General features: G+C 74.4%; 22 protein-coding genes and 1 other RNA gene. 14 read left to right on the top strand and 9 right to left on the bottom strand.

Features of this window, described 5'->3' with window-relative positions; all coding sequences use genetic code 11:
* Window positions 1-16: 16 nt before the first annotated feature.
* Window positions 17-2,335, bottom strand: coding sequence for an MMPL family transporter (locus ACWFNE_RS08045; protein WP_452121899.1), 2,319 nt, complete (start codon window positions 2,333-2,335; stop codon window positions 17-19).
* A gap of 6 nt (window positions 2,336-2,341) precedes the next feature.
* On the opposite strand from ACWFNE_RS08045, the gene ACWFNE_RS08040 reads away from it, so the two are divergent.
* Together ACWFNE_RS08040 and lipB are read left to right on the top strand one after the other, a co-directional pair.
* Window positions 2,342-2,998, top strand: coding sequence for a MarR family winged helix-turn-helix transcriptional regulator (locus ACWFNE_RS08040; protein WP_452121898.1), 657 nt, complete (start codon window positions 2,342-2,344; stop codon window positions 2,996-2,998).
* Between the two features lie 115 nt (window positions 2,999-3,113).
* Entirely contained in the window at window positions 3,114-3,857 is a 744-nt protein-coding gene (lipB, locus tag ACWFNE_RS08035) for a lipoyl(octanoyl) transferase LipB (RefSeq protein WP_452121897.1), read from the top strand.
* A 39-nt stretch (window positions 3,858-3,896) separates the two neighbouring features.
* Here lipB and ACWFNE_RS08030 read toward each other — a convergent pair whose 3' ends face one another.
* Complete coding sequence (locus ACWFNE_RS08030) at window positions 3,897-4,400, bottom strand: flavodoxin domain-containing protein (protein WP_452121896.1); 504 nt, start codon at window positions 4,398-4,400, stop codon at window positions 3,897-3,899.
* Window positions 4,401-4,575: 175 nt separating this feature from the next.
* Between ACWFNE_RS08030 and lipA the strand changes: the two genes are divergently transcribed.
* From lipA to ACWFNE_RS08015, 3 genes are all read left to right on the top strand, one after another.
* A complete protein-coding gene (gene lipA / locus ACWFNE_RS08025; protein WP_183294518.1) occupies window positions 4,576-5,577 on the top strand; it encodes a lipoyl synthase in 1,002 nt (333 codons plus the stop codon).
* A 63-nt stretch (window positions 5,578-5,640) separates the two neighbouring features.
* Window positions 5,641-6,348, top strand: coding sequence for a DUF4191 domain-containing protein (locus tag ACWFNE_RS08020; protein WP_452121895.1), 708 nt, complete (start codon window positions 5,641-5,643; stop codon window positions 6,346-6,348).
* Window positions 6,349-6,459: 111 nt separating this feature from the next.
* The gene (locus ACWFNE_RS08015) at window positions 6,460-7,056 is read left to right on the top strand and encodes a class I SAM-dependent methyltransferase (protein ID WP_452121894.1); all 597 of its coding nucleotides are present in this window, start codon (window positions 6,460-6,462) and stop codon (window positions 7,054-7,056) included.
* An 88-nt stretch (window positions 7,057-7,144) separates the two neighbouring features.
* On the opposite strand, the gene ACWFNE_RS08010 is transcribed toward ACWFNE_RS08015, so the two are convergent.
* On the bottom strand, window positions 7,145-7,579 hold the full coding sequence (locus tag ACWFNE_RS08010) for an RDD family protein (protein ID WP_452121893.1): 435 nt from the start codon (window positions 7,577-7,579) through the stop codon (window positions 7,145-7,147).
* A 175-nt stretch (window positions 7,580-7,754) separates the two neighbouring features.
* Here ACWFNE_RS08010 and glnA (ACWFNE_RS08005) point away from each other — a divergent pair, with 175 nt between their 5' ends.
* Window positions 7,755-9,179: a type I glutamate--ammonia ligase gene (gene glnA / locus ACWFNE_RS08005; protein WP_452121892.1), complete on the top strand. Its 1,425-nt coding sequence runs from the start codon at window positions 7,755-7,757 to the stop codon at window positions 9,177-9,179.
* Between the two features lie 108 nt (window positions 9,180-9,287).
* On the opposite strand, the gene ACWFNE_RS08000 is transcribed toward glnA (ACWFNE_RS08005), so the two are convergent.
* Window positions 9,288-10,301 (bottom strand): LacI family DNA-binding transcriptional regulator, encoded by a 1,014-nt coding sequence (locus ACWFNE_RS08000; RefSeq protein ID WP_452121986.1) that lies wholly within the window; start codon window positions 10,299-10,301, stop codon window positions 9,288-9,290.
* Window positions 10,302-10,535: 234 nt separating this feature from the next.
* On the opposite strand from ACWFNE_RS08000, the gene ACWFNE_RS07995 reads away from it, so the two are divergent.
* On the top strand, window positions 10,536-11,777 hold the full coding sequence (locus ACWFNE_RS07995) for an AI-2E family transporter (protein WP_452121891.1): 1,242 nt from the start codon (window positions 10,536-10,538) through the stop codon (window positions 11,775-11,777).
* Here ACWFNE_RS07995 and ACWFNE_RS07990 read toward each other — a convergent pair.
* Window positions 11,768-14,818, bottom strand: a complete 3,051-nt coding sequence (locus ACWFNE_RS07990) for a bifunctional [glutamine synthetase] adenylyltransferase/[glutamine synthetase]-adenylyl-L-tyrosine phosphorylase (protein ID WP_452121890.1) — start codon at window positions 14,816-14,818, stop codon at window positions 11,768-11,770. The genes ACWFNE_RS07995 and ACWFNE_RS07990 overlap by 10 nt on opposite strands.
* A 108-nt stretch (window positions 14,819-14,926) precedes the next feature.
* Window positions 14,927-16,264, bottom strand: coding sequence for a type I glutamate--ammonia ligase (gene glnA, locus ACWFNE_RS07985; RefSeq protein WP_183294512.1), 1,338 nt, complete (start codon window positions 16,262-16,264; stop codon window positions 14,927-14,929).
* Window positions 16,265-16,393: 129 nt separating this feature from the next.
* Between glnA (ACWFNE_RS07985) and ACWFNE_RS07980 the strand changes: the two genes are divergently transcribed.
* The 3 genes from ACWFNE_RS07980 to ACWFNE_RS07970 all read left to right on the top strand — a co-directional run bounded on the left by ACWFNE_RS07980 (window position 16,394) and on the right by ACWFNE_RS07970 (window position 20,029).
* Entirely contained in the window at window positions 16,394-18,052 is a 1,659-nt protein-coding gene (locus tag ACWFNE_RS07980) for an NAD+ synthase (RefSeq protein ID WP_452121889.1), read from the top strand.
* A gap of 79 nt (window positions 18,053-18,131) precedes the next feature.
* Window positions 18,132-18,944 (top strand): 3-methyl-2-oxobutanoate hydroxymethyltransferase, encoded by an 813-nt coding sequence (gene panB, locus ACWFNE_RS07975; RefSeq protein ID WP_452121888.1) that lies wholly within the window; start codon window positions 18,132-18,134, stop codon window positions 18,942-18,944.
* A gap of 98 nt (window positions 18,945-19,042) precedes the next feature.
* Window positions 19,043-20,029: an endonuclease/exonuclease/phosphatase family protein gene (locus ACWFNE_RS07970; RefSeq protein ID WP_452121887.1), complete on the top strand. Its 987-nt coding sequence runs from the start codon at window positions 19,043-19,045 to the stop codon at window positions 20,027-20,029.
* Between the two features lie 52 nt (window positions 20,030-20,081).
* Here ACWFNE_RS07970 and ACWFNE_RS07965 read toward each other — a convergent pair whose 3' ends face one another.
* Entirely contained in the window at window positions 20,082-20,264 is a 183-nt protein-coding gene (locus ACWFNE_RS07965) for an SPOR domain-containing protein (RefSeq protein WP_452121886.1), read from the bottom strand.
* Between the two features lie 88 nt (window positions 20,265-20,352).
* Between ACWFNE_RS07965 and map the strand changes: the two genes are divergently transcribed.
* The 3 genes from map to ACWFNE_RS07950 are packed head-to-tail and all read left to right on the top strand — an operon-like array spanning window position 20,353 to window position 22,831.
* A complete protein-coding gene (gene map, locus ACWFNE_RS07960) occupies window positions 20,353-21,225 on the top strand; it encodes a type I methionyl aminopeptidase (protein WP_452121885.1) in 873 nt (290 codons plus the stop codon).
* A complete protein-coding gene (ppgK, locus tag ACWFNE_RS07955; protein ID WP_452121884.1) occupies window positions 21,222-22,031 on the top strand; it encodes a polyphosphate--glucose phosphotransferase in 810 nt (269 codons plus the stop codon). The genes map and ppgK overlap by 4 nt, the downstream gene beginning before the upstream one ends.
* An 8-nt stretch (window positions 22,032-22,039) precedes the next feature.
* Complete coding sequence (locus tag ACWFNE_RS07950; protein WP_452121883.1) at window positions 22,040-22,831, top strand: MBL fold metallo-hydrolase; 792 nt, start codon at window positions 22,040-22,042, stop codon at window positions 22,829-22,831.
* Between the two features lie 52 nt (window positions 22,832-22,883).
* Here the strand turns inward: ACWFNE_RS07950 and rnpB are convergent.
* Together rnpB and ACWFNE_RS07940 are read right to left on the bottom strand one after the other, a co-directional pair.
* Window positions 22,884-23,268: RNase P RNA component class A (rnpB, locus tag ACWFNE_RS07945), an RNA gene on the bottom strand.
* 108 nt (window positions 23,269-23,376) lie between these two features.
* Window positions 23,377-23,760, bottom strand: a complete 384-nt coding sequence (locus ACWFNE_RS07940; RefSeq protein WP_452121882.1) for a tautomerase family protein — start codon at window positions 23,758-23,760, stop codon at window positions 23,377-23,379.
* A 65-nt stretch (window positions 23,761-23,825) separates the two neighbouring features.
* Between ACWFNE_RS07940 and ACWFNE_RS07935 the strand changes: the two genes are divergently transcribed.
* Complete coding sequence (locus ACWFNE_RS07935) at window positions 23,826-24,608, top strand: YaaA family protein (RefSeq protein ID WP_452121881.1); 783 nt, start codon at window positions 23,826-23,828, stop codon at window positions 24,606-24,608.
* Window positions 24,609-24,657 lie beyond the last annotated feature (49 nt).

Raw genomic sequence — 24,657 nt, 5'->3', positions numbered from 1 at the left:
TCGGTGCGCGCGACGCTCAGGGCACCGGCGCGGCCTCCCGGGAGCGTTCGGCGACGCCGGGCGACCGGTCGAGGCGCCCGAGCGGGCTCGGCCACCACGTGCGCCGGCCGAGGTCGTGCACGAGCGCCGGGACGAGCAGGCTGCGGACGACGAACGTGTCGAGCAGGACCCCGAACGCGACGAGGAACGCGAGCTGCGCGAGGAACAGGAGCGGGATGACGCCGAGCGCGCTGAACGTCGCCGCGAGCACGATGCCGGCGGACGTGATGACGCCCCCGGTGACGGCGAGCCCGCGCAGCACGCCCTCGCGCGTGCCGACCTGCAGGGCCTCCTCGCGCACGCGCGTCATGAGGAAGATCGAGTAGTCGACCCCCAGCGCGACGAGGAACGTGAACGCGTAGAGCGGCACCGCGGGGTCGGCCCCCGGGTAGCCGAGCACGTGGTTGAACACGACCGCCCCGACGCCGAGCGCCGCACCGAACGACAGCACGTTCGCGAGCACGAGCAGCACCGCGGCGACGACCGAGCGCAGCAGCAGCATGAGGATGAGGAGGATCACGCCCAGCACGACCGGGACGATGACCCGCAGGTCCCGTGCGCCGGCGACCTGGGTGTCGAGCGTCTGCGCCGCCGCGCCGCCGACGAGCGCGTCGGGCGAGACGTCCGCGAGGGCCTCGCGCAGGTCCTCGACGGTGCTCACGGCGGCTTGGGTGTCGGCGGCCTCCTGCGTCGCGACGTCGACGCGGACGCGCCCGTCGACGACCACCGGGGGGGCGGGCTCGGCGGCGGGTCCTCCGACGCCTCCGGGCGCCCCGCCGCTCTCGCCCGTGTAGACCGTCACCGCGTCGACGCCGTCGACGCCCTCGGCCGTCCGCACGACGGCATCGAGGTCTTCCTCGGGCGCCACGACGAGGATCGGCTGGGTCGCGCCCGCCGGGAAGTGGTCGGAGAGGACCTGCTCGCCGGCGACGGCGTCGACCTCGACGAGGAAGACGTCCGACTGGTTGGTGCCGCTCGCGTCCAGGGTCGGCAGGAACGCCGCGCAGGCGACGAGGACCAGCGCCGTCGAGACCCACACCTGCCGCGCGCGACGGCCGACGAACCGTGCGACCCGGCCCCACACACCCGTGAGCACCTCGGCGGTGGGCCGCCGGTGGCCCGGGCCGTCGTGCTCCGCGCCCGCGACGACCTGGGGCCGGCTCGGCCAGAACAGCGCGCGCGAGCGGGACCCGAGGACGAGCAGCAGCGCCGGCAGGAGCGTGAGCGACGCGACGAACGCGGACGCGATGCCGATCGCCGCGACCGGGCCGAGGCTCGAGTTGGACTTCAGGTCCGAGAGCAGGAGGCACAGCAGCCCGGCGATCACGGTGCCGGCGCTCGCGGCGATGGGCTCGATCGACGCCCGCACCGCCCGGTGCATCGCGGTGAACGGGCTCTGCACGCCGCGCAGCTCCTCGCGGTACCGCGCGACCAGCAGGAGCGCGTAGTCCACCGCGGCGCCGACGACGAGGATCGAGAGGATGCCCTGCGACTGCCCGTTGAGCGTGAGGACGTCGTTCGCGGCGAGCTGGTAGACGACGAGCGCGGCCGCGCACAGCGCGAACACCGCGGAGAAGATCACGACGAACGGCAGGAACGGCGAGCGGTACACGATCACGAGGATGAGCAGGACCGCGCCGAGCGCGACGAGCAGGAGCACGCCGTCGATGCCGCCGAACGCGTTGGACAGGTCGGCGACGAATCCGCCGGGTCCGGTGACCCACGCCTGGAGCCCGAGCTCCCCGGCGTCGTCCGCGCTCGCCCCGAGCTCGGCCACGAGCGCGTCGCGCAGCGCCTGGACGGACGCACCGGTCACGCTCTCGTCGTCCGCGAGGCGTCCCTCGGCGGCATCGCCGTCGAGGGAGAGCGGGACGAGCACCGCCTCGCCGTCCTCGGACGGGACCGCGACGGCCGGGCCGGTGAGCACGTCCGCGAGCGTCGCGGGGTCGCCGGCGGCCGCGTCGGCCCCCGGGATCGGGACATCCGGGACAGTCCCGGCGAACTCCTGGACCGCGGTGATCTGCTCGGGTGACAGGGCGCCTCCGCCCTGCGCCTCGAGCACGACGAGCACGGGTAGGGTCTCCGAGTCGACGAAGGCGCGCCCCGCCTCGGCCGCACGTGTGGACTCCGCGGACGAGGGCAGGAACGCGGCCGAGTCGTTGGTCTGGACCTGCGAGAGCTTGCCCTGCGCCATCCCCCCGAACGCTCCGACGGCGAGCCAGACGGCGAGGACGGCGACGAGAGCCAGCGCGCGCAGTGCCGCCCGACCAGATTTACTCAGCATGCTGAGTATCATGAGGGAGTGCTGCGCGACGCGCAACACGTGCTCAGCATGCTGAGCATCCGGGCGAGCGCCGAGGCGCGGGACGGGGTGGGTGTGGGCGACGACGCGCGTGCTCCCGGTCCGGCAGCCCCCTGGGCGCGGATGGCCTCCGACGACCCCATGAGCTGGCCGGTCGGCCGGTTGCTGTCCGCCGCCGCGCGGCGCGTCGAGCGTGAGTGGAACGCCCACCTCGCCGGGTGGGACCTCAACCACGCGAGCCTGCCCGTGCTCGTCCTCCTCGCGCACGAGCCCCGCTCGCAGCGTGAGCTCGCGGACGCGTGCAGCGTGACCGAGCAGACGATGAGCCGCATCCTCGCCCGCATGGAGCGCACCGGGTACGTGACGCGGGCGCCGCACGCCACCGACCGGCGCAAGGTCGTCCTCGCGATCACGGAGGCGGGCCGCGCGGTCGCCGTGAAGGCGGCCGACCGTCGCCCCGCCGAGGCCATGACGACCCGCGGGCTCACCCCCGAGCAGGTCGAGCAGCTGCGGGCGCTGCTGGCGGTCGTCGCCCGGCCGGCGACGGGGACGGGGCCGACGGACGACGCGCACGCCCCCGCTGCCGACCCTCGACCCACGGACAGGGGCGGCGACGACCCCGGCGACGTGTGCCGCGGGCAGGACCGCACCGCCTGAGCGGCACGCCCGAGCCGTCGCAGCGAGCCGCACCCACGAGCGCGCGCCACGTGCGGAGGGCCGGTGCGACGACCGTCACGCCGCCGGTGCGCGGGCCCCGGGTTAGCCTGGCGCCATGCAGTTCGTCGAGCTCGACCTGGGTGCCCGGCTCCAGCCGTACCGGCCGACGTGGGACCTCCAGCGCGAGGTGCACGCGGAGGTCGCCGCGGGCACCCGCGAGGACACCGTGCTCCTGTGCGAGCACGAGGACGTGTACACCGCGGGCCGCCGGACGGCGTCGTGGGACCGGCCGGTCGACGGCACGCCCGTGGTCGACGTGGACCGCGGCGGGCGCATCACCTGGCACGGTCCGGGCCAGCTCGTCGGCTACCCGATCGTCCGGCTCGCGCAGCCCATCGACGTCGTGCGCTACGTGCGTGCCCTCGAGGAGACCCTGATCCGCACGTGCGCCGACCTGGGCCTCACCGCCGTCCGGGTCGAGGGGCGCTCCGGCGTGTGGTTCGCGGCCGAGGACGACGGACCGCGCGGCCCGCTGCGGGAGCGCAAGGTCGCCGCGATCGGCGTCCGGGTCGCCCAGGGCGTGACGATGCACGGCTTCGCGCTCAACTGCGAGCCGGACCTCGACGCGTTCGGCCGGATCGTGCCGTGCGGGATCGCCGACGCGGACGTCACGTCGCTCAGCGCCGAGACGGGCCGACGCGTGAGCATCGCCGAGGTGCTCCCGCTCGTGCGCACGCACCTCGAGGCCGCGCTGGCGCCGGTGCGCCTGGCGACCGCGGTCGCCCGGACCGCCGGGGACAACGCCCGCACCGACACCTCGGACGTCGACACCTCGGACGTGGTGCCCGCGCTGCCCTGACCGCCTTCCCCGCGGCCGGGCTGCGCGGGTCGTCGTGGGTCAGCGCCGTGCGCCGTGGGGGGCGAGCTCGTCGGCGAGGCCCGCGGCCCAGCCGCGGACCGCGTCGAAGTCACGGAAGTCGCCCTGCTCGGCGTCGATCATCGCGACGAGCGCCCGCTCGGCGAGCCCGAGCGTGCGCCGGTCCAGCCTCCCCCCGAAGACCTGCGGCGCGCGCGCCCCGACCTGCGCGGCGAGCACGTCCACGTCGTCGGGCACCGTGGGCGGGCTGAGGGGGTCGCCGACCGGCCCCGACCAGAACAGCCACACGGGCCGCGCCCGCAGCTGCCCGCCCTGCCGCTCGACCAGGTACCGCAGCGCGGTGCCGAGCCGACCGGCGTAGACCGCGGAGCCCAGCACGACCGCGGCGTACGGCTCGACCGTGCCCACGTCCTCGGGCTCGAGCTCGTCGACGTCGTGCCCCGCGGACCGCAGCACGTCGGCCACGACCGTCCCGATCTCCCGCGTCGCGCCGTGGCGCGAGGCCACCGTCACCAGGATGCGCATGTCGAACCCCCTCGCCGTCGTGCGGTCGCCCTCGGCCCGCTCGTCCCCTCCAGCGTCGCGCTCGCAGGCCTCCGCGGCCTGGGTCGGAGGTCCCGTTATTCCCGCGCCGACCTGTGATGCGCGCCTCCCGCTGCGCACAGCGAGCGCCCGCACCTGCTGACGTAGGGTGAGGAACGTGACGATCGCACCCGAGGGCCGGCGCATGCTCCGCGTCGAGGCACGCAACGCGCAGACGCCGATCGAGAAGAAGCCCGACTGGATCAAGACGCGCGCGACGATGGGCCCGGAGTACAGCGAGCTCAAGGGCCTGGTGAAGCGCGAGGGCCTGCACACGGTGTGCGAGGAGGCGGGCTGCCCCAACATCTTCGAGTGCTGGGAGGACCGCGAGGCGACCTTCCTCATCGGCGGCGACCAGTGCACGCGGCGCTGCGACTTCTGCCAGATCGACACCGGCAAGCCCGCCGACTTCGACGCCGACGAGCCCCGCCGCGTCGCCGAGTCCGTCCAGGCCATGGGCCTGAAGTACGCGACCGTGACCGGCGTCGCGCGCGACGACCTGCCCGACGGCGGCGCGTGGCTGTACGCCGAGACGGTCCGCCGGATCCACGCCCTCAACGCCGGGACCGGCGTCGAGCTGCTCATCCCGGACTTCAACGCCGTGCCCGAGCTCATCGGCGAGGTCTTCTCCTCCCGCCCCGAGGTCCTCGCGCACAACCTCGAGACGGTCCCCCGCATCTTCAAGGAGATCCGCCCGGGCTTCCGCTACGACCGCTCGCTGTCGGTGCTCACGGCGGCACGCGAGGCCGGCCTGGTCACCAAGTCGAACCTCATCCTCGGGATGGGCGAGACGATGGAGGAGGCGGCCGAGGCCCTGCAGGACCTGCACGACGCGGGCTGCGACCTCATCACGATCACCCAGTACCTGCGCCCCTCGGTGCGCCACCACCCCGTGGCCCGCTGGGTGCGCCCCGAGGAGTTCGTGGCGCTGTCCGACGAGGCCGAGCGCATCGGCTTCCTCGGCGTCATGGCTGGTCCCCTGGTCCGCTCGTCGTACCGCGCGGGGCGCCTGTGGGGTCAGGCCATGCGCCGCCGCGGGCAGGAGATCCCGGCCGCTCTGGCCCACCTCGGCGAGGAGCGCTCGTCGCGCCAGGAGGCGTCGAGCCTGCTCGCCCGCTGACCGCTGCTGCACGGGCTGCGTGCGGGCACGCAGCGGCCCGGGCGGCGACTAGACTTGCCCACCATGGCCCGCGAGAAGACCGTCAAGCCGCCCAAGGTGAAGAAGACCCGGTGGTACCACCAGGTCTGGCAGGCGTACCAGATGACCCGCCGGAACGACCCGGCGGTCACGTGGTACGTGCTCGGGGCGTTCGTCGGGATCATCGCGCTCGGCCTCGTCATCGGCTTCCTCACCGGCCACCCGGTCTACGCGCTGTTCGTGAGCCTGCCGTTCGCCGTGCTCGCCGCGATGTTCATCCTCGCGCGGCGCGCCGAGACCGCCGCCTACACCCAGATCGAGGGTCAGCCCGGCGCGTCCCGCGCGGCGCTCGGCACGATCCGGCGCGGCTGGACGTTCGCGGAGGAGCCCGTCGCCGTCGACCCCCGCACCCAGGACCTCGTGTTCCGCGGCGTCGGCCGGGCGGGCGTCGTGCTCGTCGGCGAGGGCCCCGCGCCGCGCGTCGCCAAGCTGCTCGAGGCCGAGCGCAAGCGCACCGCGCGCGTCCTCTCGGGCGTGCCGATCACCGTGATCCAGGCCGGCAACGGCGAGGGCCAGGTGCCGCTCCGCAAGCTCCCCCGTGCGGTCACGCGCCTGAAGCCGACACTCACCAAGCAGGAGACCGGCGAGGTTCTCAAGCGCCTCACCGCTCTCGGTGCCGCGCGGCTGCCGCTGCCCAAGGGCATCGACCCGATGCGCGCGCGCCCGGACCGCAAGGGCATGCGCGGGCGCTGACCGGCCCTCCCGGCACCGGCGCCACCGGGGCCGACCGGCGCCTCGCCCGCGGCGACGCGCCGGACGCGCGCGGCTCGATGCAGCGCGCTCCTGCACGCTACGGTCTCGGTCGTGCCGGCGTCGTACTGGAACCACAACACGCACTACCACCCGCTCGCGCTGCGGCACGTGCGCCCCGGCACGCGTGCGCTCGACGTGGGGAGCGGCGAGGGGCTGCTGACGCGCCGGTTCGTGGCCGCGGGCGCCTCCCGGGTGACGGGCGTCGACACCGACCCGGCCGAGACGGCGCGGGCGACGCGGGCCGCCGAGGGCGACGATCGCCTGCGCTACGTGACGGGCGACGTGCTGACGGCGTCCCTCGACGACCACGCCTACGACCTCGTGACGTGCGTCGCGACGCTGCACCACCTCGACCTGGCGGCGGGCCTGCAGCGGCTGCGTGCGCTGACGGCGCCGGGCGGGCACGTCGTGGTCGTCGGGCTCGCCCGCGCCGGCTCCCCCGCCGACCTGGCGCTGTCCGCCGCCGGCGTCCCGGCGGCGCTCGTCGCGCGACGGCTGCGGGGCGAGTGGGAGCACGGCTCACCGATCGCCGAGCCGCGGACGACGTACGCCCAGGTGCACGAGGCGGCCCGCCGCCACCTCCCGGGCGCGCGCTGGCGGCGGCACCTGTACTGGCGCTACAGCCTCACGTGGCAGGCGCCGCGCTGATCCCCGCCGTGCTGACCCCGGGCCCGCGCGTCGCACGACGCCGACGGGCGCCGGACGGGCGCCCGGGTGGTCGGCGCCGCAGCGGACCTCAACGCCGGACGATGACCGTCCCCGCCGTGCGGTCGTGCAGGCCACGGCCGTCCGCGTCCCACACGACGGCCGGCACGACGAGGCACAGCAGCACCGTCCGGACCAGGGCGAGCAGCACGCCGGGCGGCGTGCCGGGGCTGACCAGCCGCTGGACGCGCAGCCCGAGCGCGCGGTGCCCGAGGGTCGTGCCGAGCGTGCTCACGAGCAGCACGTTCTCGAGCGCGAAGACGCCGAGCGTCGCCATGGGGTCACGGTCGAAGAACGCGGCCGAGATGAGCAGGCAGACCGCCCAGTCGATCGCGAGGGCCGCGAGCCGGCGCCCGACCGGCGCCAGCGAGCCGGCTCCCGTCGCGGGCAGGCCGAGGCGCGAGCCCTGGCCCTCGCCGGACGGGCCTCCCTCGAGCCACGAACCCATCCCCGCGCGCTGCTCCATGCGGCTAGCCTAACCAGCGGACCGGGCGCCGCCGTCGCCCGCGCGTGCGACCGATCGTTACGTGCGGAGCCCCCGCGTAACAGCGCGGAAACATGAGGTACACGGCCGGGTAACGCCCCCCACCTAGCCTCGAGGCGCCCGGACAGCGGGCGTTTCACAACCCGAGGAGCAGCGGATGTTCAGCAAGCCGGAGGAAGTCCTGGCGTTCATCAAGAGCGAGGACGTGAAGTTCGTCGACGTCCGGTTCTGTGACCTGCCCGGCGTGATGCAGCACTTCAACGTCCCGGCCTACTCGCTCGACCTGGACTTCTTCACCGACGGCCAGATGTTCGACGGCTCGTCGATCCGTGGCTTCCAGGCGATCCACGAGTCGGACATGAAGCTCATCCCCGACCTCTCGACGGCCTACCTCGACCCGTTCCGGACCGAGAAGACGCTGAACATCAACTTCCACATCGTCGACCCGTACACCGACGAGCCGTACAGCCGCGACCCGCGCCAGGTCGCCGCGAAGGCCGAGGCGTACCTCCGCTCGACCGGCATCGCGGACACGGCGTTCTTCGCCCCCGAGGCCGAGTTCTACATCTTCGACGACGTGCGCTTCGAGACGAAGCAGAACGCCTCGTACTACTACATCGACTCCATCGAGGCCGCCTGGAACACGGGCCGCGTCGAGGAGGGTGGCAACCTGGGCCACAAGACGCCCTACAAGGGCGGCTACTTCCCCGTCCCGCCGGTGGACATGTTCGCCGACCTGCGCGACAAGATCTCGCTGCAGCTCGACGCGCTGGGTCTCGGCGTGGAGCGCGCGCACCACGAGGTCGGCACCGCCGGCCAGGCGGAGATCAACTACCGCTTCGACGAGCTCGGCAAGTCGGCCGACAAGGTCCAGCTGTTCAAGTACGTCGTGAAGAACGTCGCGCACGAGGCCGGCAAGACCGCGACCTTCATGCCGAAGCCGCTCTTCGGCGACAACGGCTCGGGCATGCACGTGCACCAGTCGCTCTGGAAGGACGGCAAGCCGCTGTTCTTCGACGAGAAGGGCTACGGCGGGCTCTCCGACATGGCGCGCTGGTACATCGGTGGCCTGCTCAAGCACGCGCCCTCGCTGCTCGCGTTCACGAACCCGACGGTGAACTCCTACCACCGCCTGGTCCCGGGCTTCGAGGCGCCGGTCAACCTGGTCTACTCGGCGCGCAACCGCTCCGCGTGCATCCGCATCCCGGTCACGGGCTCCAACCCGAAGGCCAAGCGCATCGAGTTCCGCGTGCCCGACCCGTCGAGCAACCCGTACCTCGCCTTCGCGGCGATGCTCATGGCCGGCCTCGACGGCATCCAGAACCGCATCGAGCCGCCGGAGCCGGTCGACAAGGACCTCTACGAGCTGCCCCCCGAGGAGCACGCGCTCATCCAGCAGGTCCCGGGCTCGCTCTCCGAGGTGCTCGACAACCTCGAGGCCGACCACGACTTCCTCACGGCGGGCGGCGTGTTCACGCCGGACCTGATCGCGACGTGGATCGACTACAAGCGCTCGCACGAGGTCGACCCGATCCGGCTGCGGCCGCACCCCCACGAGTTCGAGCTCTACTACGACGTCTGATCGGCTGCTCCCGATCAGTGCGGGCGAGGGGCGTTCCTGGCAGCTGCCAGGGGCGCCCCTCGGCCGTTGTCGGGGCAGGGCGCGTGCTGGTGCGTCGCGGAGCGGTCGTCAGGCGTCGCGCGACGGTGCCGGGGCGCAGGACTGCCGCTCGACGAGCTCGGTCGGCAGCGACACGTGCGTCTGGGCGGGCGAGCGGCCCTCGACCAGGTCGATGAGCATGCGGACCGCCTGGTAGCCCATCTCCTGGATCGGCTGCGCCACGGTCGTGAGCTGCGGGACGGCGAGAGCCGACTCGGGCACGTTGTCGAAGCCGATCACCGAGAGGTCCTCCGGGACGCGCAGCCCGAGGCCCTGCGCCACCTGCATCGTGCGGATGGCCGAGAGGTCGTTGGCCGCGAAGATCGCCGTGGGCGGGTCGTCGAGCGCGAGCAGCTCGCGGGCGGGCTGCTCGGCCGACTCGGGGCGGTAGCCACCGACGCGGACGAGCTCGGGGTCGACCTCGACGCCCGCGGCCTCGAGCGCGTGGCGGTAGCCCTCCTCGCGCAGGCGGGCCGACTCGAGGTCGAGGCGACCGCCGAGGAACCCGATCCGCCGGTGGCCGAGGCCCAGCAGGTGCTCGGTCGCGAGCATCGCGCCCTTGAGGTTGTCGGAGTCGACGGTCGGCATGCCGGAGCGGCCGGTGTGCGGGTCGACCGCGACGACCGGGGTGCCGTAGCGCGCGTCCACGACCGTGGGGGTCACGAGGACGGCACCGTCGATCAGCGTCCCCGAGAGGCGCGAGAGGTACCGACGCTCCCAGCCGACGAGCTCCTCGGCCGCGCCGCTCGCGGAGTAGGCGACGATCTCGTAGCCGCTCCCCCGGATCGCGTGCGCCGCGCCCTTGAGGAGCTCGGTGCTGAACGGCTCGAAGTCCGCGACCAGGATGCCGATCACGTTCTTCTGGTGGCTGCGCAGGCTGCGCGCGACGAGGCTCGACTCGTAGCCGAGCTCGGCGATCACCGCCTGGACCCGGCTCGCGGTCTCGGCCGAGACGCCGTAGCGCTCGTTGATCACCTTCGAGACGGTCGCCACCGAGACGCCGGCCTGCCGGGCGACGTCGCTGATGGTGAGCCTGCGCTGGATCTCCACGGCGGACACTCTAGCGTGTGTAAAACGTTATCGAAAACGATTGCCGTGCTGCTCGCTCCAGGGGACCGTGAATCGGCCCCACCCCGAGCTGCGGAGCGGGTCGCCCGCTCGCGCCACCGCGCGCTCCTCTGCCGGGCGATCCCCCGCACCGTCCACTAGGTTTCCCCCCGACACCCGCCCGCACGGCCTCCCCCCGGCCTCGGCGCACCCCCCGTCGTTGGAGCCCGCATGACCGTGCCCGTCCTCCCGCCCCGCACGTCCGCCGCCGCCGCCGATCGTCGTCCCCCCGCGTGGCTCCCGCGCGCACTCGTCATGGCCGTCGTCGCGGTGTTCCTGGGCGTGCTCACGTGGCGCGCGCTGGGCAAGCTCGGCACCGTCCTGACGATCATCGTGATCTCGTGGTTCATCTCGCTCGCGATGGAGCCGGCCGTGAAGTGGCTCGTGCGGCACCGGGTCCGGCGCGGGCTCGCGACGGGGCTCGTGATGATCGGCTCGATCATCGGGGTCGTCGTCGTGCTCGCCCTGTTCGGCGGGTTGTTCGTCGCGCAGCTCGTGGACCTCGTGCAGGACGTGCCCCGCCTGTACGCCGACCTGACGGCGATGCTCGACGACAGCTTCGGGATCGTGCTGCCGGAGACCTCCGAGGTGCTCGAGCGGCTCGCGAACGACTGGGGCGACGACCTGGCGTTCGGGATCCTCGGCGTCGGCGGCTCGATCCTCGGGTTCTTCTTCGTGCTGTCCGCGGTCCTCCTGGTCGTCTACTACATGGTCGCCGCCGGGCCGCGGTTCCGCGCCGCGATCTGCCGGCTGCTCGCCCCCCGGCGCCAGCACGAGGTGCTCAACATCTGGGAGGTGTCGCAGGCCAAGGTCGCCGACTTCATCAACTCGCGGCTCGTCCTCGCGGCGCTCTCGACCGCGTTCACCTTCGTCTTCCTCACGGTCGTCGACGTGCCGTACGCGCTGCCGCTCGCGGCGTTCACCGGGGTCGTCTCGCAGTTTGTCCCGACGATCGGCACCTACCTCGGGGGCATCCTGCCCGTCGCCGTCGCGTTCTCGGTCAGCCCGCTGACGGCCGCCGGGGTCCTCGTGTTCGTCCTCGCGTACCAGCAGGTCGAGAACCTGATCTTCGCTCCCAAGGTGTCCGCGCGCTCGCTCGAGCTCAACCCGGCGATGTCGTTCCTCGCGGTCCTCGCGTTCGGTGCGGTGTTCGGCGCGCTCGGGGCGTTCCTCGCGCTGCCCGTCGCCGCCACGATCCAGGCGGTCTCGGGGACGTACGTGCGCCGGCACGAGCTCGTGGACTCCGAGCTCCTGCGCGCCGAGCCGGGCCAGACGCTCGAGCCGAAGGACCCCGAGGCCACGCGGTCCCCGCACGACGGCGAGCACCACGACGCCGCGGACGAGACCGCCGCGTCGACCGACGGTCCGGGCGCCGGCCCGGTCGAGAGCCGCACCGTGGACGCTCAGGCGTAGAAGACCCGCTCGACGACCGCCCGGGCCCGGCGCGCCGTGCGCAGGTAGACCTCCTCGAGCTCGCCGCCCGAGCCCGGGGGGAAGCCCAGGACCCGCGCGAGCCCGGCGAGCGCCTGCCGGTCGTGCGGGAGCACGTCGGCGCGCGCCCCCCCGGTGCGCCCGCTCCACAGCACGAGCGCGTCACGCAGGCGGGACGCGAGCTCCCACGCGTCGGTCAGCTCACGGCAGTCGTCGGGGTCGAGCAGGCCGGCGCCGGCCGCGGCGTCGAGCGCCTCGAGGGTCGCGGTCGTGCGCAGGCCGGGGACGCGGTGGGCGTGCTGGAGCTGGAGCAGCTGGGCCGTCCACTCGACGTCGGAGATGCCACCCCGGCCGAGCTTGAGGTGCCGCGCCGGGTCGACCCCACGCGGCAGCCGCTCGGCCTCCACGCGCGCCTTGACACGCCGCACCTCGCGGACCGTCGCGGCGTCGAGCCCGCCCTCCGGGTAGCGCAGCGGCGCGACGAGCCCGACGAACCGGCGACCGAGCTCCTCGTCCCCCGCGACCGGGCGCGCGCGCAGCAGCGCCTGGCTCTCCCACGGCGAGGACCAGCGGCCGTAGTACTCCGCGTAGGCGTCGAACGAGCGGGTCAGCGGTCCGTTCCGGCCCTCGGGGCGCAGGTCGGCGTCGACCTCGAGCGCCGGCTCCGGACCGACCTCGCCGAGCATCTGCCGGATGCGGGTCGCGACCGTGAGGGCGAACTGCTGCGCGCCCGTGGGGTCGGCGCCGGGGACGGGGTCGTGCACGAAGAGGACGTCCGCGTCCGACGAGTACCCCATCTCGCGCCCACCGAGCCGGCCCATCGCGACCACGAGGAGCCGCGTCGGGTCCGCGTCGAGGCCGTGCTCCCGGCGGGCCTCGGCCCGCGCGACGCGCAGCGCGCCCGCGAGCACGACGTCCGCGGCCGTCGTGAGGCTCTGCGAGGCGCGCGTGCTGATGACCACGCCCAGCACGTCGGCAGCGGCCGTGCGGGCGAGCTCGCGCCGCCGCAGCGCCCGCAGCGCCGTGGCCGCCGGGGTCGGCTCGTGCGCGCGGGTCAGCACCGCGTCCGCCTCGGCGGTCAGCCGCTCGTGGGTGCGGGGCTCGAGCTCGGCGTCGCCCGCGAGCCACGTCACCGACTCGGGCGAGCGCGACAGCGCGTCGGCGACGTAACGGGACGTCGACAGCACCCGCGCGAGTCGCTGCGCCGCCGTCCCGGAGTCCCGCAGCAGCTTGAGGTACCAGTGCGTGGTGCCGAGCTCGTCGGACAGGCGACGGAACGCGAGCAGCCCGGTGTCCGGGTCCGCGCCGTCGGCGAACCAGCCGATCATCACGGGCAGCAGCTGGCGCTGGATCGAGGCACGCCGCGAGATGCCCTCGGTCAGCGCGGCGATGTGCCGCAGCGCGCCGGCGGGGTCCTTGTAGCCGATCGCGGCGAGCCGGGCACGCGCCGCCTCGGGGGCGAGCCTGGCCTCCTCGGTCGAGAGCTGGGCGGTCGCGGGCAGGAGCGGTCGGTAGAACAGCTCCTCGTGCAGGCGCCGGACCTCGCGCCGCACGGTGCGCCACCGCTCGTCGAGCCCCGCGGCGCCCTCGGCGCGCATCCCGACCGAGCGCGCGAGCCGGCGCAGGTCCGCCTCGGCGGTCGGCATGAGGTGCGTCCGCTGGAGCCGGTGCAGCTGGATGCGGTGCTCGAGCGCGCGCAGGAGCCGGTAGCAGACCGCGAGCTGCGCGGCGTGCTCGCGGCCGACGTACCCGCCGGCGGCGAGTGCCGCCAGCGCTGTCAGCGTGTTGGGGCTGCGGATCGTCTCGTCGGCGCGCCCGTGCACGAGCTGGAGGAGCTGGACGGTGAACTCGACGTCGCGGAGCCCGCCGACGCCGAGCTTGAGCTGCCGGTCCGCCTCGGCCGCGGGCACGTGGTGCTCGACCCGGCGCCGCATCGCCTGGGAGTCCTCGACGAAGTTCTCCCGCTGCACGGCCGACCACACGAACGGGTTGACGAGCTCGACGTACTCGCGCCCCAGCGCGGCGTCCCCCGCGAGGGGCCGGGCCTTGAGCAGCGCCTGGAACTCCCACGTCTTGGCCCAGCGCTCGTAGTACGCGCGGTGGCTCGCGACCGTGCGGACCAGCGGCCCGTTCTTGCCCTCGGGCCTCAGCGCCGCGTCGACGGGCCACAGTGCCGGCTCGGCCGACGCGGTCGAGCACGCACGCGCGAGCCCGGTCGCGAGCCGCGCGCCCACCGCGAGCGCCTCGTCCTCGTCGACCCCGTCGACCGGCTCGGCGACGTAGATGACGTCGACGTCGCTCACGTAGTTGAGCTCGCGGCCCCCGGTCTTGCCCATCCCGATGACCGCGAGGCGCACGCCGAGCCCGTGGTCGTCCAGGTCGGCGCGGGCGATCGCCAGCGACGCCTCGAGCGCGGCGGCCGCGAGGTCCGCGAGCGCCGCCGCGACCCCGGGGAGCCGGCTGAGCGGGTCGGTCGCCGTCAGGTCCGTGGCCGCGATCCGGAGCAGCCGGGCACGGTACGCGCGGCGCATCGCGTCGACGCCGGGCGAGCCGACGACACCGGCCACCGGGACGTCCGCGGCTGGGTCGGCGCCGACGGCCTCGAGCAGCTCGGAGCGCACGTCCGCGGCGCTGACACCGGTCCCCGCGGAGTCGTCGGCCAGGAGCACGAGGTTGCCCGGGTGCGCCGCGAGGGTGTCGCCGAGGGCCACCGAGGAGCCGACGACGGCGAGCAGCCGGTCCCGGCCCTCGCTCGGCGACCCGAGGAGCGCGCGGAGCACGCCGGCGTGCGCGGGGTCGGCCGACGAGACGCAGGCGCCCGCGATCTTGGCGAGCGCGAGCAGCGCGTGGTCGGGGTCCGCGACCTCCGACACCGGACCCAGGAGCGCCTCGGGCTCGTCCGCGACGACCGCGAGCGCGGCGTCGGCGAGCAGCCGCTCCGCGCGCGCGGCGTCGGCGAACCCGGCGCGGGTCAGCCGTCCGGCCAAGGTGCTGCCGCGCCCGCCGGCGCCGAGGGTGCTCACGCCGTCACGCTACCCACGGCGCACGCGTGACGGCGCACCGGGCCGCGGTCCGGGACGCACGGCCCCGGGAGCGCGGCGACCCAGGCGCGGGCGCCGTCCACGAGCGCGTCAGAGGACCGGCAGGAACCGCTGCAGCTCGTAGGGCGTGACCTGCGAGCGGTACTCCTCCCACTCGCGCCGCTTGTTGCGCAGCACGTAGTCGAAGACGTGCTCCCCGAGCGTCTCGGCGACGAGCTCCGACTTCTCCATGACGCCGATCGCGTCGACGAGCGACGTCGGCAGCGGCTCGATGCCGAGCGCGCGGCGCTCCGCGTCGGTGAGCTCCCAGACGTCGTCCTCGGCGCCCTCGGGGAGCTCGTAACCCTCCTCGATGCCCTTGAGGCCGGCCGCGAGCATGACCGCGAACGCCAGGTACGGGTTCGTCGCCGCGTCGACCGCGCGGTACTCGATGCGGCTCGAGTTGCCCTTGCCGGGCTTGTACATCGGCACGCGCACGAGCGCCGAGCGGTTGTTGTGGCCCCAGCAGATGAAGCTCGGGGCCTCGGAGCCGCCCCAGAGCCGCTTGTACGAGTTGACGAACTGGTTCGTCACCGCGGTGATCTCGGCGGCGTGGCGCAGCAGACCCGCGATGAAGCTGCGGGCGACCTTCGAGAGCTCGAGATGCGCGCCGGGCTCGTGGAACGCGTTGCGGTCGCCCTCGAACAGCGACAGGTGGGTGTGCATGCCGGACCCGGGCTGGTCGGCGAGCGGCTTCGGCATGAACGAGGCGAAGACGCCCTGCTCGAGCGCGACCTCCTTGACGACCGTGCGGAACGTCATGATGTTGTCGGCGGTCGTGAGCGCGTCGGCGTAGCGCAGGTCGATCTCGTTCTGGCCCGGGCCGGCCTCGTGGTGGGAGAACTCGACCGAGATGCCCATCGACTCGAGCATCGTGATCGCCGCGCGCCGGAAGTCGTGCGCGGTGCCGCGCGGGACGTGGTCGAAGTAGCCGCCCGAGTCGACCGGCACGAGCGGGACCAGCGGGTCGGCCGGCGCCTCGAAGAGGTAGAACTCGACCTCGGGGTGCGTGTAGAAGGTGAACCCCTGCGCGCTGCCCTTCGCGAGCGCGCGCTTGAGGACGTTGCGCGAGTCCGCGAGCGAGGGCTCGCCGTCGGGCGTGAGGATGTCGCAGAACATGCGCGCGGTGCCGTGCCGCTCGCCGCGCCACGGGAGCACCTGGAACGTGCTCGGGTCCGGCTTGGCGATCATGTCGGCCTCGTACACGCGCGTGAGCCCCTGGATCGAGCTCCCGTCGAAGCCGATGCCCTCCGCGAAGGCCGCCTCGAGCTCGGCCGGCGCGATCGCGACCGACTTGAGGATCCCGAGCACGTCGGTGAACCAGAGCCGGATGAAGCGGATGTCCCGTTCCTCGACCGTGCGGAGCACGAACTCCTGCTGCCTGTCCATGCGGTACATCCTGCCTGATGGACGGGCCGTCCCGGCGCCGGACCGCGCCGGGTGCACCCGATCGCACCCCGTTTCCGGGCCCGCCCGACCCGCGGCGTGCGGTACCGCGCCACCCTCTAGGCTCGGCGCATGGCCCACCTGCGCATCGCCCTGGCCCAGATCGACACCTGCGTCGGCGACCTCGACGCGAACAGCCGTGCGGTGCTCGACCGGTCCCGCGAGGCCGCGGACGCGGGTGCCGACCTCGTGGTCTTCCCCGAGATGACGATCACCGGCTACCCGATCGAGGACCTCGCGCTGCGGGCGTCGTTCCGCCGCGGGGCGGAGGCCGCGCTGCACCGCGTGGCGAAGGAGCTCGACGCCGCGGGCGTGGGGAACCTCGCCGTGCTCGTCGGCTCCGTCGGCGAGACGACGTCGCGCGAGCACGACGGCGCCCCGGCGCGCCCGACCAACCAGGCGGTGCTCCTCCAGCACGGTGCGGTGCAGACGCGCTACGACAAGCACCACCTGCCGAACTACGGCGTGTTCGACGAGTTCCGGATCTTCGCTCCCGGCGACGGCGTCTGCGTGCTCGACGTGCGCGGGCGGCGCGTCGGCGTCGTGATCTGCGAGGACATCTGGCAGGACGGCGGTCCCGTCTCGCAGATGGACGAGAACGAGGTGTCGCTGCTCGTCGTCCTCAACGGCTCGCCGTTCGAGGAGGGCAAGGGGCATGTGCGCACCGAGCTCGCCGCGCGCCGCGCCCGCGAGGTCCAGGCGCCGGTCGCGTACTGCAACATGGTCGGCGGCCAGGACGACCTCGTGTTCGACGGCGGGTCGTTCGTCGTCGGCGCCGACGGGCGGCTCCTCGCGCGGGCGCCCCAGTTCCACGAGCACCTGCTGGTCTGGGACCTCGTCGAGGACGACGAGGAGCCCGCGACCGGCGAGATCGCCCCGCCGCTGCACCCGGACCAGGAGATCTACGAGGCGCTCGTCGCCGGCCTCGTGGGCTACGTGCGCAAGAACGGCTTCCGGTCGGTCGTGCTGGGGCTGTCCGGCGGCATCGACTCCGCGCTCGTCGCCGCCCTCAGCGCGGACGCGGTGGGCGGCGAGAACGTCGTCGGCGTCTCGATGCCGTCGCGGCACTCGTCGGAGCACTCGAAGGACGACGCCGCCGACCTCGCGGAGCGCATCGGCGCCGACTACCGCGTGCAGCCGATCGGCCCGATGGTCGACGCGTTCGAGGGCGAGATGCACCTCGAGGGCGTCGCGGCGGAGAACCTGCAGGCGCGCGTGCGCGGTGTGATCCTCATGGGCCTGTCCAACGCGGAAGGTCACCTCGTGCTCGCGACGGGCAACAAGTCCGAGCTCGCGGTCGGCTACTCGACGATCTACGGCGACGCCGTCGGCGGCTACGCGCCGCTCAAGGACGTCGACAAGTCGCGCGTCTGGGCGCTCGCCCGGTGGCGCAACGACGCGGCGATCGACGCCGGGGCGATCCCGCCGATCCCGGAGAGCTCGATCACCAAACCCCCGTCGGCCGAGCTGCGACCCGGTCAGGTCGACCAGGACTCCCTGCCGCCGTACGACCTGCTCGACGAGGTGCTCGACGCGTACGTCGAGCACGCCGAGGGCCGCGCCGAGCTGCTCGCCCGCGGGTTCGACCCCGAGGTCGTGGACAAGGTGCTGCAGCTCGTCGACCGGGCCGAGTGGAAGCGGCGGCAGTACCCGCTCGGGCCCAAGGTCACAGCGCTCGCGTTCGGCCGGGACCGGCGCCTGCCCATCACGACGCGGTGGTGCGAGCCCTGACGGGCGCCACGACCCCCACGACCCCGGGGCGCACGCCGGCGTGCGCCCGACCCACCCCGGACCACCAGGAGCAGCGGCGATGAGCGAGACCCCCAAGCGCGTGCGCGTGCACCACCTCCGCGAGGCGAAGGAGCGCGGGCACAAGCTCACGATGCTCACCGCCTACGACGCCCCGACGGCGCGCATCTTCGACGAGGCCGGCATCGACCTGCTGCTCGTGGGCGACTCGATCGGCAACACGATGCTCGGCCACGAGACGACCATCCCGGTCACCGTCGACGAGCTCATCCCCGCGGTGCGCGCGGTCACGCGCTCGGTGCGCCGCTCGCTCGTCGTCGCCGACCTGCCGTTCGGGTCGTACGAGGCGGGCCCGCAGCAGGCGCTCGAGACGGGTGTGCGGTTCTTCAAGGAGGCGAACGCGCACGCCGTGAAGCTCGAGGGCGGCAAGCGGTGCGCCGCGCAGGTCCGGGCGCTGACCGACGCGGGGATCCCCGTCGTCGGGCACCTCGGCTTCACCCCGCAGTCGGAGAACATCCTCGGCGGCAAACGCGTCCAGGGTCGTGGCGACACGGCAGCCGCGACGCTGAGCGAGGACGCGCTCGCCCTCCAGGAGGCCGGCGCGGTCGCGGTGGTCCTCGAGATGGTGCCGTCGTACGTCGCGGCGCGCGTGACCGAGATCCTCGAGATCCCCACGATCGGCATCGGCGCCGGCCCGCAGTGCGACGGCCAGGTGCTCGTGTGGCTCGACATGGCGGGCATGGGCGACTGGTCGCCGCGGTTCGCGAAGCAGTACGCGCAGGTCGGCCGGCTCCTCGGGGAGGCCGCCCGCGCCTACGCCGACGACGTGCGCTCGGGCGGGTTCCCCGACGCGGCGCACTCGTTCGAGAGCTGAGCACCACGCCGGCCGGGCGGGCATCCGCGGAGCCGGCCCGGCACCCGGGCTCGGACGCGCACCGGGGCCGACGGCTCGCCGCCCGGGCGGTGCCCGTCGTGCTCGCCCTCCTCGTCGTGGTCCTCGTGGCCCCCGGGGCCTCCGACGCGGCGGGTCGAGTCGTCGGCGCGCACCTCGTCGCGTTCCGGATGCCCGTCGCGCTCGGCATGCTCGCGCTGGGTGTGGTGGCGCTGACCGTGCCGCGGGTGCGGCGCTCGCGCGTCGGGGCGGTCTCGGCCGCGGTGCTGCTGGCCGGGGCGGTGGCGCAGGTCGCCGTCCTGGGCGCCCGGGGCTGGGACGGGGACGTCACCGCGGCGCGCGAGGACGGGGACGTCGTGGTGCTCTCGTTCAACACCCTCGGCGTGGTCACGTCCCAGGACCTGGCGCCGCTCGTGCTCGAGCACGGCGCGGACGTGGTCGTGCTCCCGGAGACCCTGCCCGCCACCGCCCGGGCCACGGCGGCGCTGCTCGAGGACGCGGGCCGGCCGGTGTGGGTCTTCGGGCGGAGCACGGGGGGTGGCGCCCCGGTCGCCTCGACGGCGCTGCTCGTCGCGACCGACCTCGGGCGGTACGAGGTCACGGCCGACCTGCCGACGGTGCTGGGCGGTTTCCGCGCCGACCCGGTCGCGGGCGACGCCGCCCCGGCCCGGGGGGCTCGCGCCGGGACGGCCGGACGCTCCCCGCTGCTCGTCGCCGCGCACCCGACGGCACCGTTCTCGCTGGCCGCGATGGACGACTGGCGCCGCGAGACGAGCCTCGTCGCGCAGACGTGCGACGGTACGCCCGGGCTCGTCGTCGCGGGCGACCTCAACGCGACGCTCGACCACCCCGGCCTGCGTGACCTCGGCTCGTGCGTCGACGCCGCGGAGACCGCCGGCGCCGCCGCGCTGGGCACGTGGCCCGCCGGGATGCCGAGCTGGCTGTCGACGCCGATCGACCACGTGCTGGTCGACCCGGAGGTCTGGGACGTCGTCGGCTTCGACGTCCTCCCTGCCGTCGGGGGCAGCGACCACCGTCCCGTCGTGGCCCACCTGCGACCGCGCTGACGCGGACGCCGTCAGCCGGCCCCGACGCCCACGAACCGCACGGGGCCGCGCCTCACCGGCGGCGCTCGTCCTCCTCGTCCCAGGCGCGCGTCCGGGCCTTCGCCTGGTCCAGCGCGTGCTCGGCGGCCTCGCGCGACGGGTACGGGCCCATCCGACCGGTCCAGTCGGAGACCTTGCCCTCCTCGACCTGGCCGGTCTCGGTGTTGTAGTAGAACTCGCGGTCCGTCCCGGACATGGTTCCTCCGCCGGTCTCGGGGCGCCTCGGAGGCGCCTTCCTGCTGCTCAGCCGCCGTTCCGCGGCACCTCTCCGTAGACTGCCACTCATGTCGACCCTGCACGCGTCGAGACCGGCGCTGGTCCCCGGCACCGTGAGCCCACGCCGCGACGTGCCCCGTTCGATCGCGCGGCCCGAGTACGTCGGCCGCCCTGGCCCCGCGCCGCACACCGGCAGCGACGTGGTCGACCCCGGGACGGTCGAGCGCATCCGCGTCGCCGCGAGGATCGCCGCGCAGGCGCTCGAGGAGGTCGGGCGGCACGTCGTGCCCGGGGTGACGACCGACGAGCTCGACCGCGTGGGGCACGAGTTCCTGCTGGACCACCACGCCTACCCGTCGACGCTCGGGTACCGCGGCTTCCCGAAGTCGCTGTGCACGTCGGTCAACGAGGTGATCTGCCACGGGATCCCCGACTCGACCGTGCTCGTCGAGGGCGACCTCGTGAACGTCGACATCACGGCCTACGCCGACGGGGTGCACGGCGACAACAACGCGACGTTCGGCGTCGGCGAGCTCGACGAGGAGTCCGCGCTGCTCGTCGAGCGGACCCGCGAGGCGCTCGCCCGGGCCATCAAGGCGGTCGTGCCCGGCCGCGAGATCAACGTCGTCGGGCGCGTCATCGAGAAGTACGCGCAGCGGTTCGGGTACGGCGTGGTGCGCGACTACACCGGCCACGGGGTCGGCGAGGCGTTCCACACCGGCCTCGTCGTGCCGCACTACGACGCCGCGCCCGCGTACGCGACCGTGATCGAGCCCGGCATGGTGTTCACGATCGAGCCCATGCTCAACCTCGGCACCCCCGACTGGGTCCTGTGGGACGACGGCTGGACCGTCGTCACCGCCGACGGCCGACGCAGTGCCCAGTTCGAGCACACCCTGCTCGTCACCGAGACCGGGACGGAGATCCTGACGCTGCCATGAGCAAGCACCACGAGAAGGACCAGGACAAGAAGCACGGCAAGGGCGCCTCCGGCGTGGCCGGCACGGCGTTCGGCATCGACATCGGCGGCAGCGGCATCAAGGGCGCGCCCGTCGACCTCGGCACCGGCGAGTTCAGCGCCGACCGCGTCCGCATCCCGACCCCGCAGCCCGCGACCCCGGACGCCGTCGCCCGCACCGTCGCCGAGGTCGTCGACGCGTTCCAGCTGCCGCCGGAGCTGCCCGTGGGCGTGACGTTCCCGGCGGTGATCCTGCACGGGGTCGCGCAGTCCGCCGCGAACGTCGACAAGTCGTGGATCGGCACGAACGTCGAGGAGGTCGTCGCGCAGGCGACCGGCCGCCGCGTCGTCGCGGTCAACGACGCCGACGCCGCGGGGTACGCCGAGACCGTGTACGGCGCCGCGCACGGCCAGAAGGGCGTCGTGCTCGTCGTGACGCTCGGCACGGGCATCGGCTCCGCGCTCATCGTCGACGGGCACCTCGTGCCGAACACCGAGCTCGGGCACCTCGAGATCGACGGGCACGACGCCGAGTCGCGTGCGGCCGACAGTGCCCGCGAGCGCGAGGACCTCGACTACGCGCAGTGGTCGGCGCGGCTGCAGCGCTACTTCCGGGTCGTCGAGGACCTGTTCTGGCCCGACCTCATCGTCGTGGGCGGCGGTGTCAGCAAGAACCACGCGAAGTTCCTGCCGCTCCTCGACCTGCGCACGCGCATCGTGCCCGCCGAGCTGCGGAACGCCGCAGGCATCGTCGGCGCGGCGGCGCTCGCGGCGCAGGCGCAGCACTGACGACGCCGGTGGCTCCCCCGGCGCGGCTCGCACGGGTCGCGCCGGGCGTGCACACCGTCACCGCGGAGATCTGGACGACGCTCAGCACCGTCGTCGACGGAGCCGACGGCACCTGCCTCGTCGTCGACCCCGCGATCACCCCAGCGGAGGTCGACGCGCTCGCGGACGCGCTCGAGGCCTCCGGGCGGCGCGTGGTCGCGGGCTTCTCGACGCACCCGCACTGGGACCACGTGCTGTGGTCGCCGCGCTGGCCGGGCGCCCCGCGCTGGGCCACGCGGACGGCCGTCGACGCGCTGCGGCGCACCCGGGCCGCGGACCTCGCGAAGGCCGACGACGCCGCTCCGGGCCACGACCCCGACGTGTTCGGGCTCCTGACGGCGCTCGACACGGAACGGACCAGCGTGCCGTGGGACGGCCCGGAGGTCCGGGTGCTCCCCCACCGCGCCCACTGCCCCGGTCACGCCGCGCTCGTGCTGCCCGAGGCCGGCGTGCTGCTCGCGGGCGACATGCTCTCCGACCTCGAGATCCCGCTGCTCGACGTCGACGCCGACGACCCCGTCGGCGACTACGTCGCGGCGCTCGACCTGCTGGACGACGCCGCCGACGGTGTCCGGGTGCTCGTCCCGGGCCACGGCCACGTCGGGGACCGCGCCGAGCTCGCGCGCCGGCTCGCCGCGGACCGGGCCTACCTCGACGCGCTCGTGCACGGGCGGACTCCCGCCGACGCCCGGCTCGCGACACCGTGGCTCGCGCAGGAGCACGAGCGGCACGTCGAGCGGCTGCGTCGCCGGGGCGGCTGAGGAGGACGTCGCGGTCGGCGACCCGGCGGGGTCGCCGCTGACGCGACCGGAGCGGATGAGCTGGCCGGTACGCCGGGTTCTGTGCCCGCGCGCGGTTGCCCCCGCGCGGGTGACGGCCATCCATCTACGACGTACGTTGCCGCACGCCTCCAGCGGCCTACCCGGGAGCTCGGGCGGGCAGCCCTCGGACGCTCCCTGTCTGGCCTTGCTCCGGGTGGGGTTTACCTAGCCGCACCGGTCACCCGGCACGCTGGTGGTCTCTTACACCACCCTTTCACCCTTACCCCGCCTGCCCCGGAGGGCGGGCGTGGCGGTCTTCTCTCTGTGGCACTGTCCCGCGGGTCGCCCCGGGTGGGTGTTACCCACCACCCTGCCCTGTGGAGCCCGGACGTTCCTCGGCGGGCCCGGAGGCCCGACGCGGCCGTCTGGCCAGCTCATCCGGGACCCAGCGTAGTGCGCCGCGCGCCGTCGCGGGACCGCGGGTGGCCGGGGCTGTGCGGGCGCCGCCCGCCGCGACCGCACAGCCCCGCCGAGCCTGGCTCGCGTCACACGTCGACGCGGTACCCGAGCGTGAGCTCGTCGCCCGCGACCCCGCGGATGCCCCAGCTCGCGGGCGGGCTCTCGAGGATCACGAGCTCGAGGTCCTCGGCCGCGAGCCCGAGCGCGGGCACGACGTCGTCGAAGAAGGCGGCGATCAGCGCGCGCCGGGCGGTGGCGCTCCGCCCGGTGAAGCACACGATCTCGACGACGAGGTAGGCGGGCGAGCGGGGTGCGACGAGGTCCTCGGCGTCGAGCAGCAGGAACCGGTGGAACCGCTTGTCCTCGGGCAGCTGCCACGCGCCGACGAGCGCGGCGTGCACCGCGTCGGACACCTCGCGCCGCCGGGGCGCCCAGACGTCGCGACGCCCGTAGATCTTGACCTGAGCCATGCCCACCTCCGGGTCGCGGCCGCAGCACGTCGTCGCCCGCGGTACGCGCAGCCTAGAGTCTTCGGGTGCTCGTGCTCCTGCCGCCCTCCGAAGGCAAGACCGCGCCGGCGCGCGGCCCGGCCCTCGACCTCGACGCCCTGTCCTCCCCCGAGCTCGGGCCGGTGCGCCGCACGGTGCTCGGCGCGCTCGTCGGGGTGAGCGCGCGACCCGACGCGACCGCCGTGCTGGGCGCGGGGGCGTCGCTCGCCGGCGAGGTGGCCCGCAACGTGACGCTGCGCGAGGCGCCGACGGCGCGGGCATCCCGCGTCTACACCGGCGTCCTCTACGCGGCCGCCGGGCTCGACGACCTGCCCCGCCGGGCACGCGAGCGCTCGGCGCGGGCCGTCCGGACCGTCTCCGCGCTGTGGGGCCTGGTCTCCCCGGCCGACCGCATCCCCGCCTACCGGCTCTCGATGGGCACCGACCTGCCGGGCGTCGGACCCCTCGCGGCGGCGTGGCGCGACCCGCTCGCCGCCGAGCTCGACGCCGCCACCCGGGGTCGGCTCGTGGTGGACTGCCGCTCCGCGGCCTACCTCGCCGCGTGGCGCGCGCCCGCCGACGCCGACTGGGTCCAGGTGCGCGTCCTGCGCGAGCTCGACGGCGTGCGGTCCGTGGTGTCGCACAACGCGAAGCACACGCGCGGCGTGCTCACGCGGCACCTGCTCGTGCGGCCCGGGCGGGAGCCCCGCGACGCTGAGCAGCTCGCCGCGGCGGCCGCGGAGCTCCTGGCCGACGGCACGCTGCTCGACGTGGAGCTCGGTGCACGCCCACGCACCGGCGCCCGGGTGCTCTCGCTCGTCGTGCGCTGACCGCAGGCCGGGGCCGGCGGCGCGACGCCGTCCGGGCCGACGCCCGCCA

This window comes from Cellulomonas sp. NPDC055163, from assembly GCF_053607065.1.
This window is presented reverse-complemented; position numbering and strand designations above follow the sequence as displayed.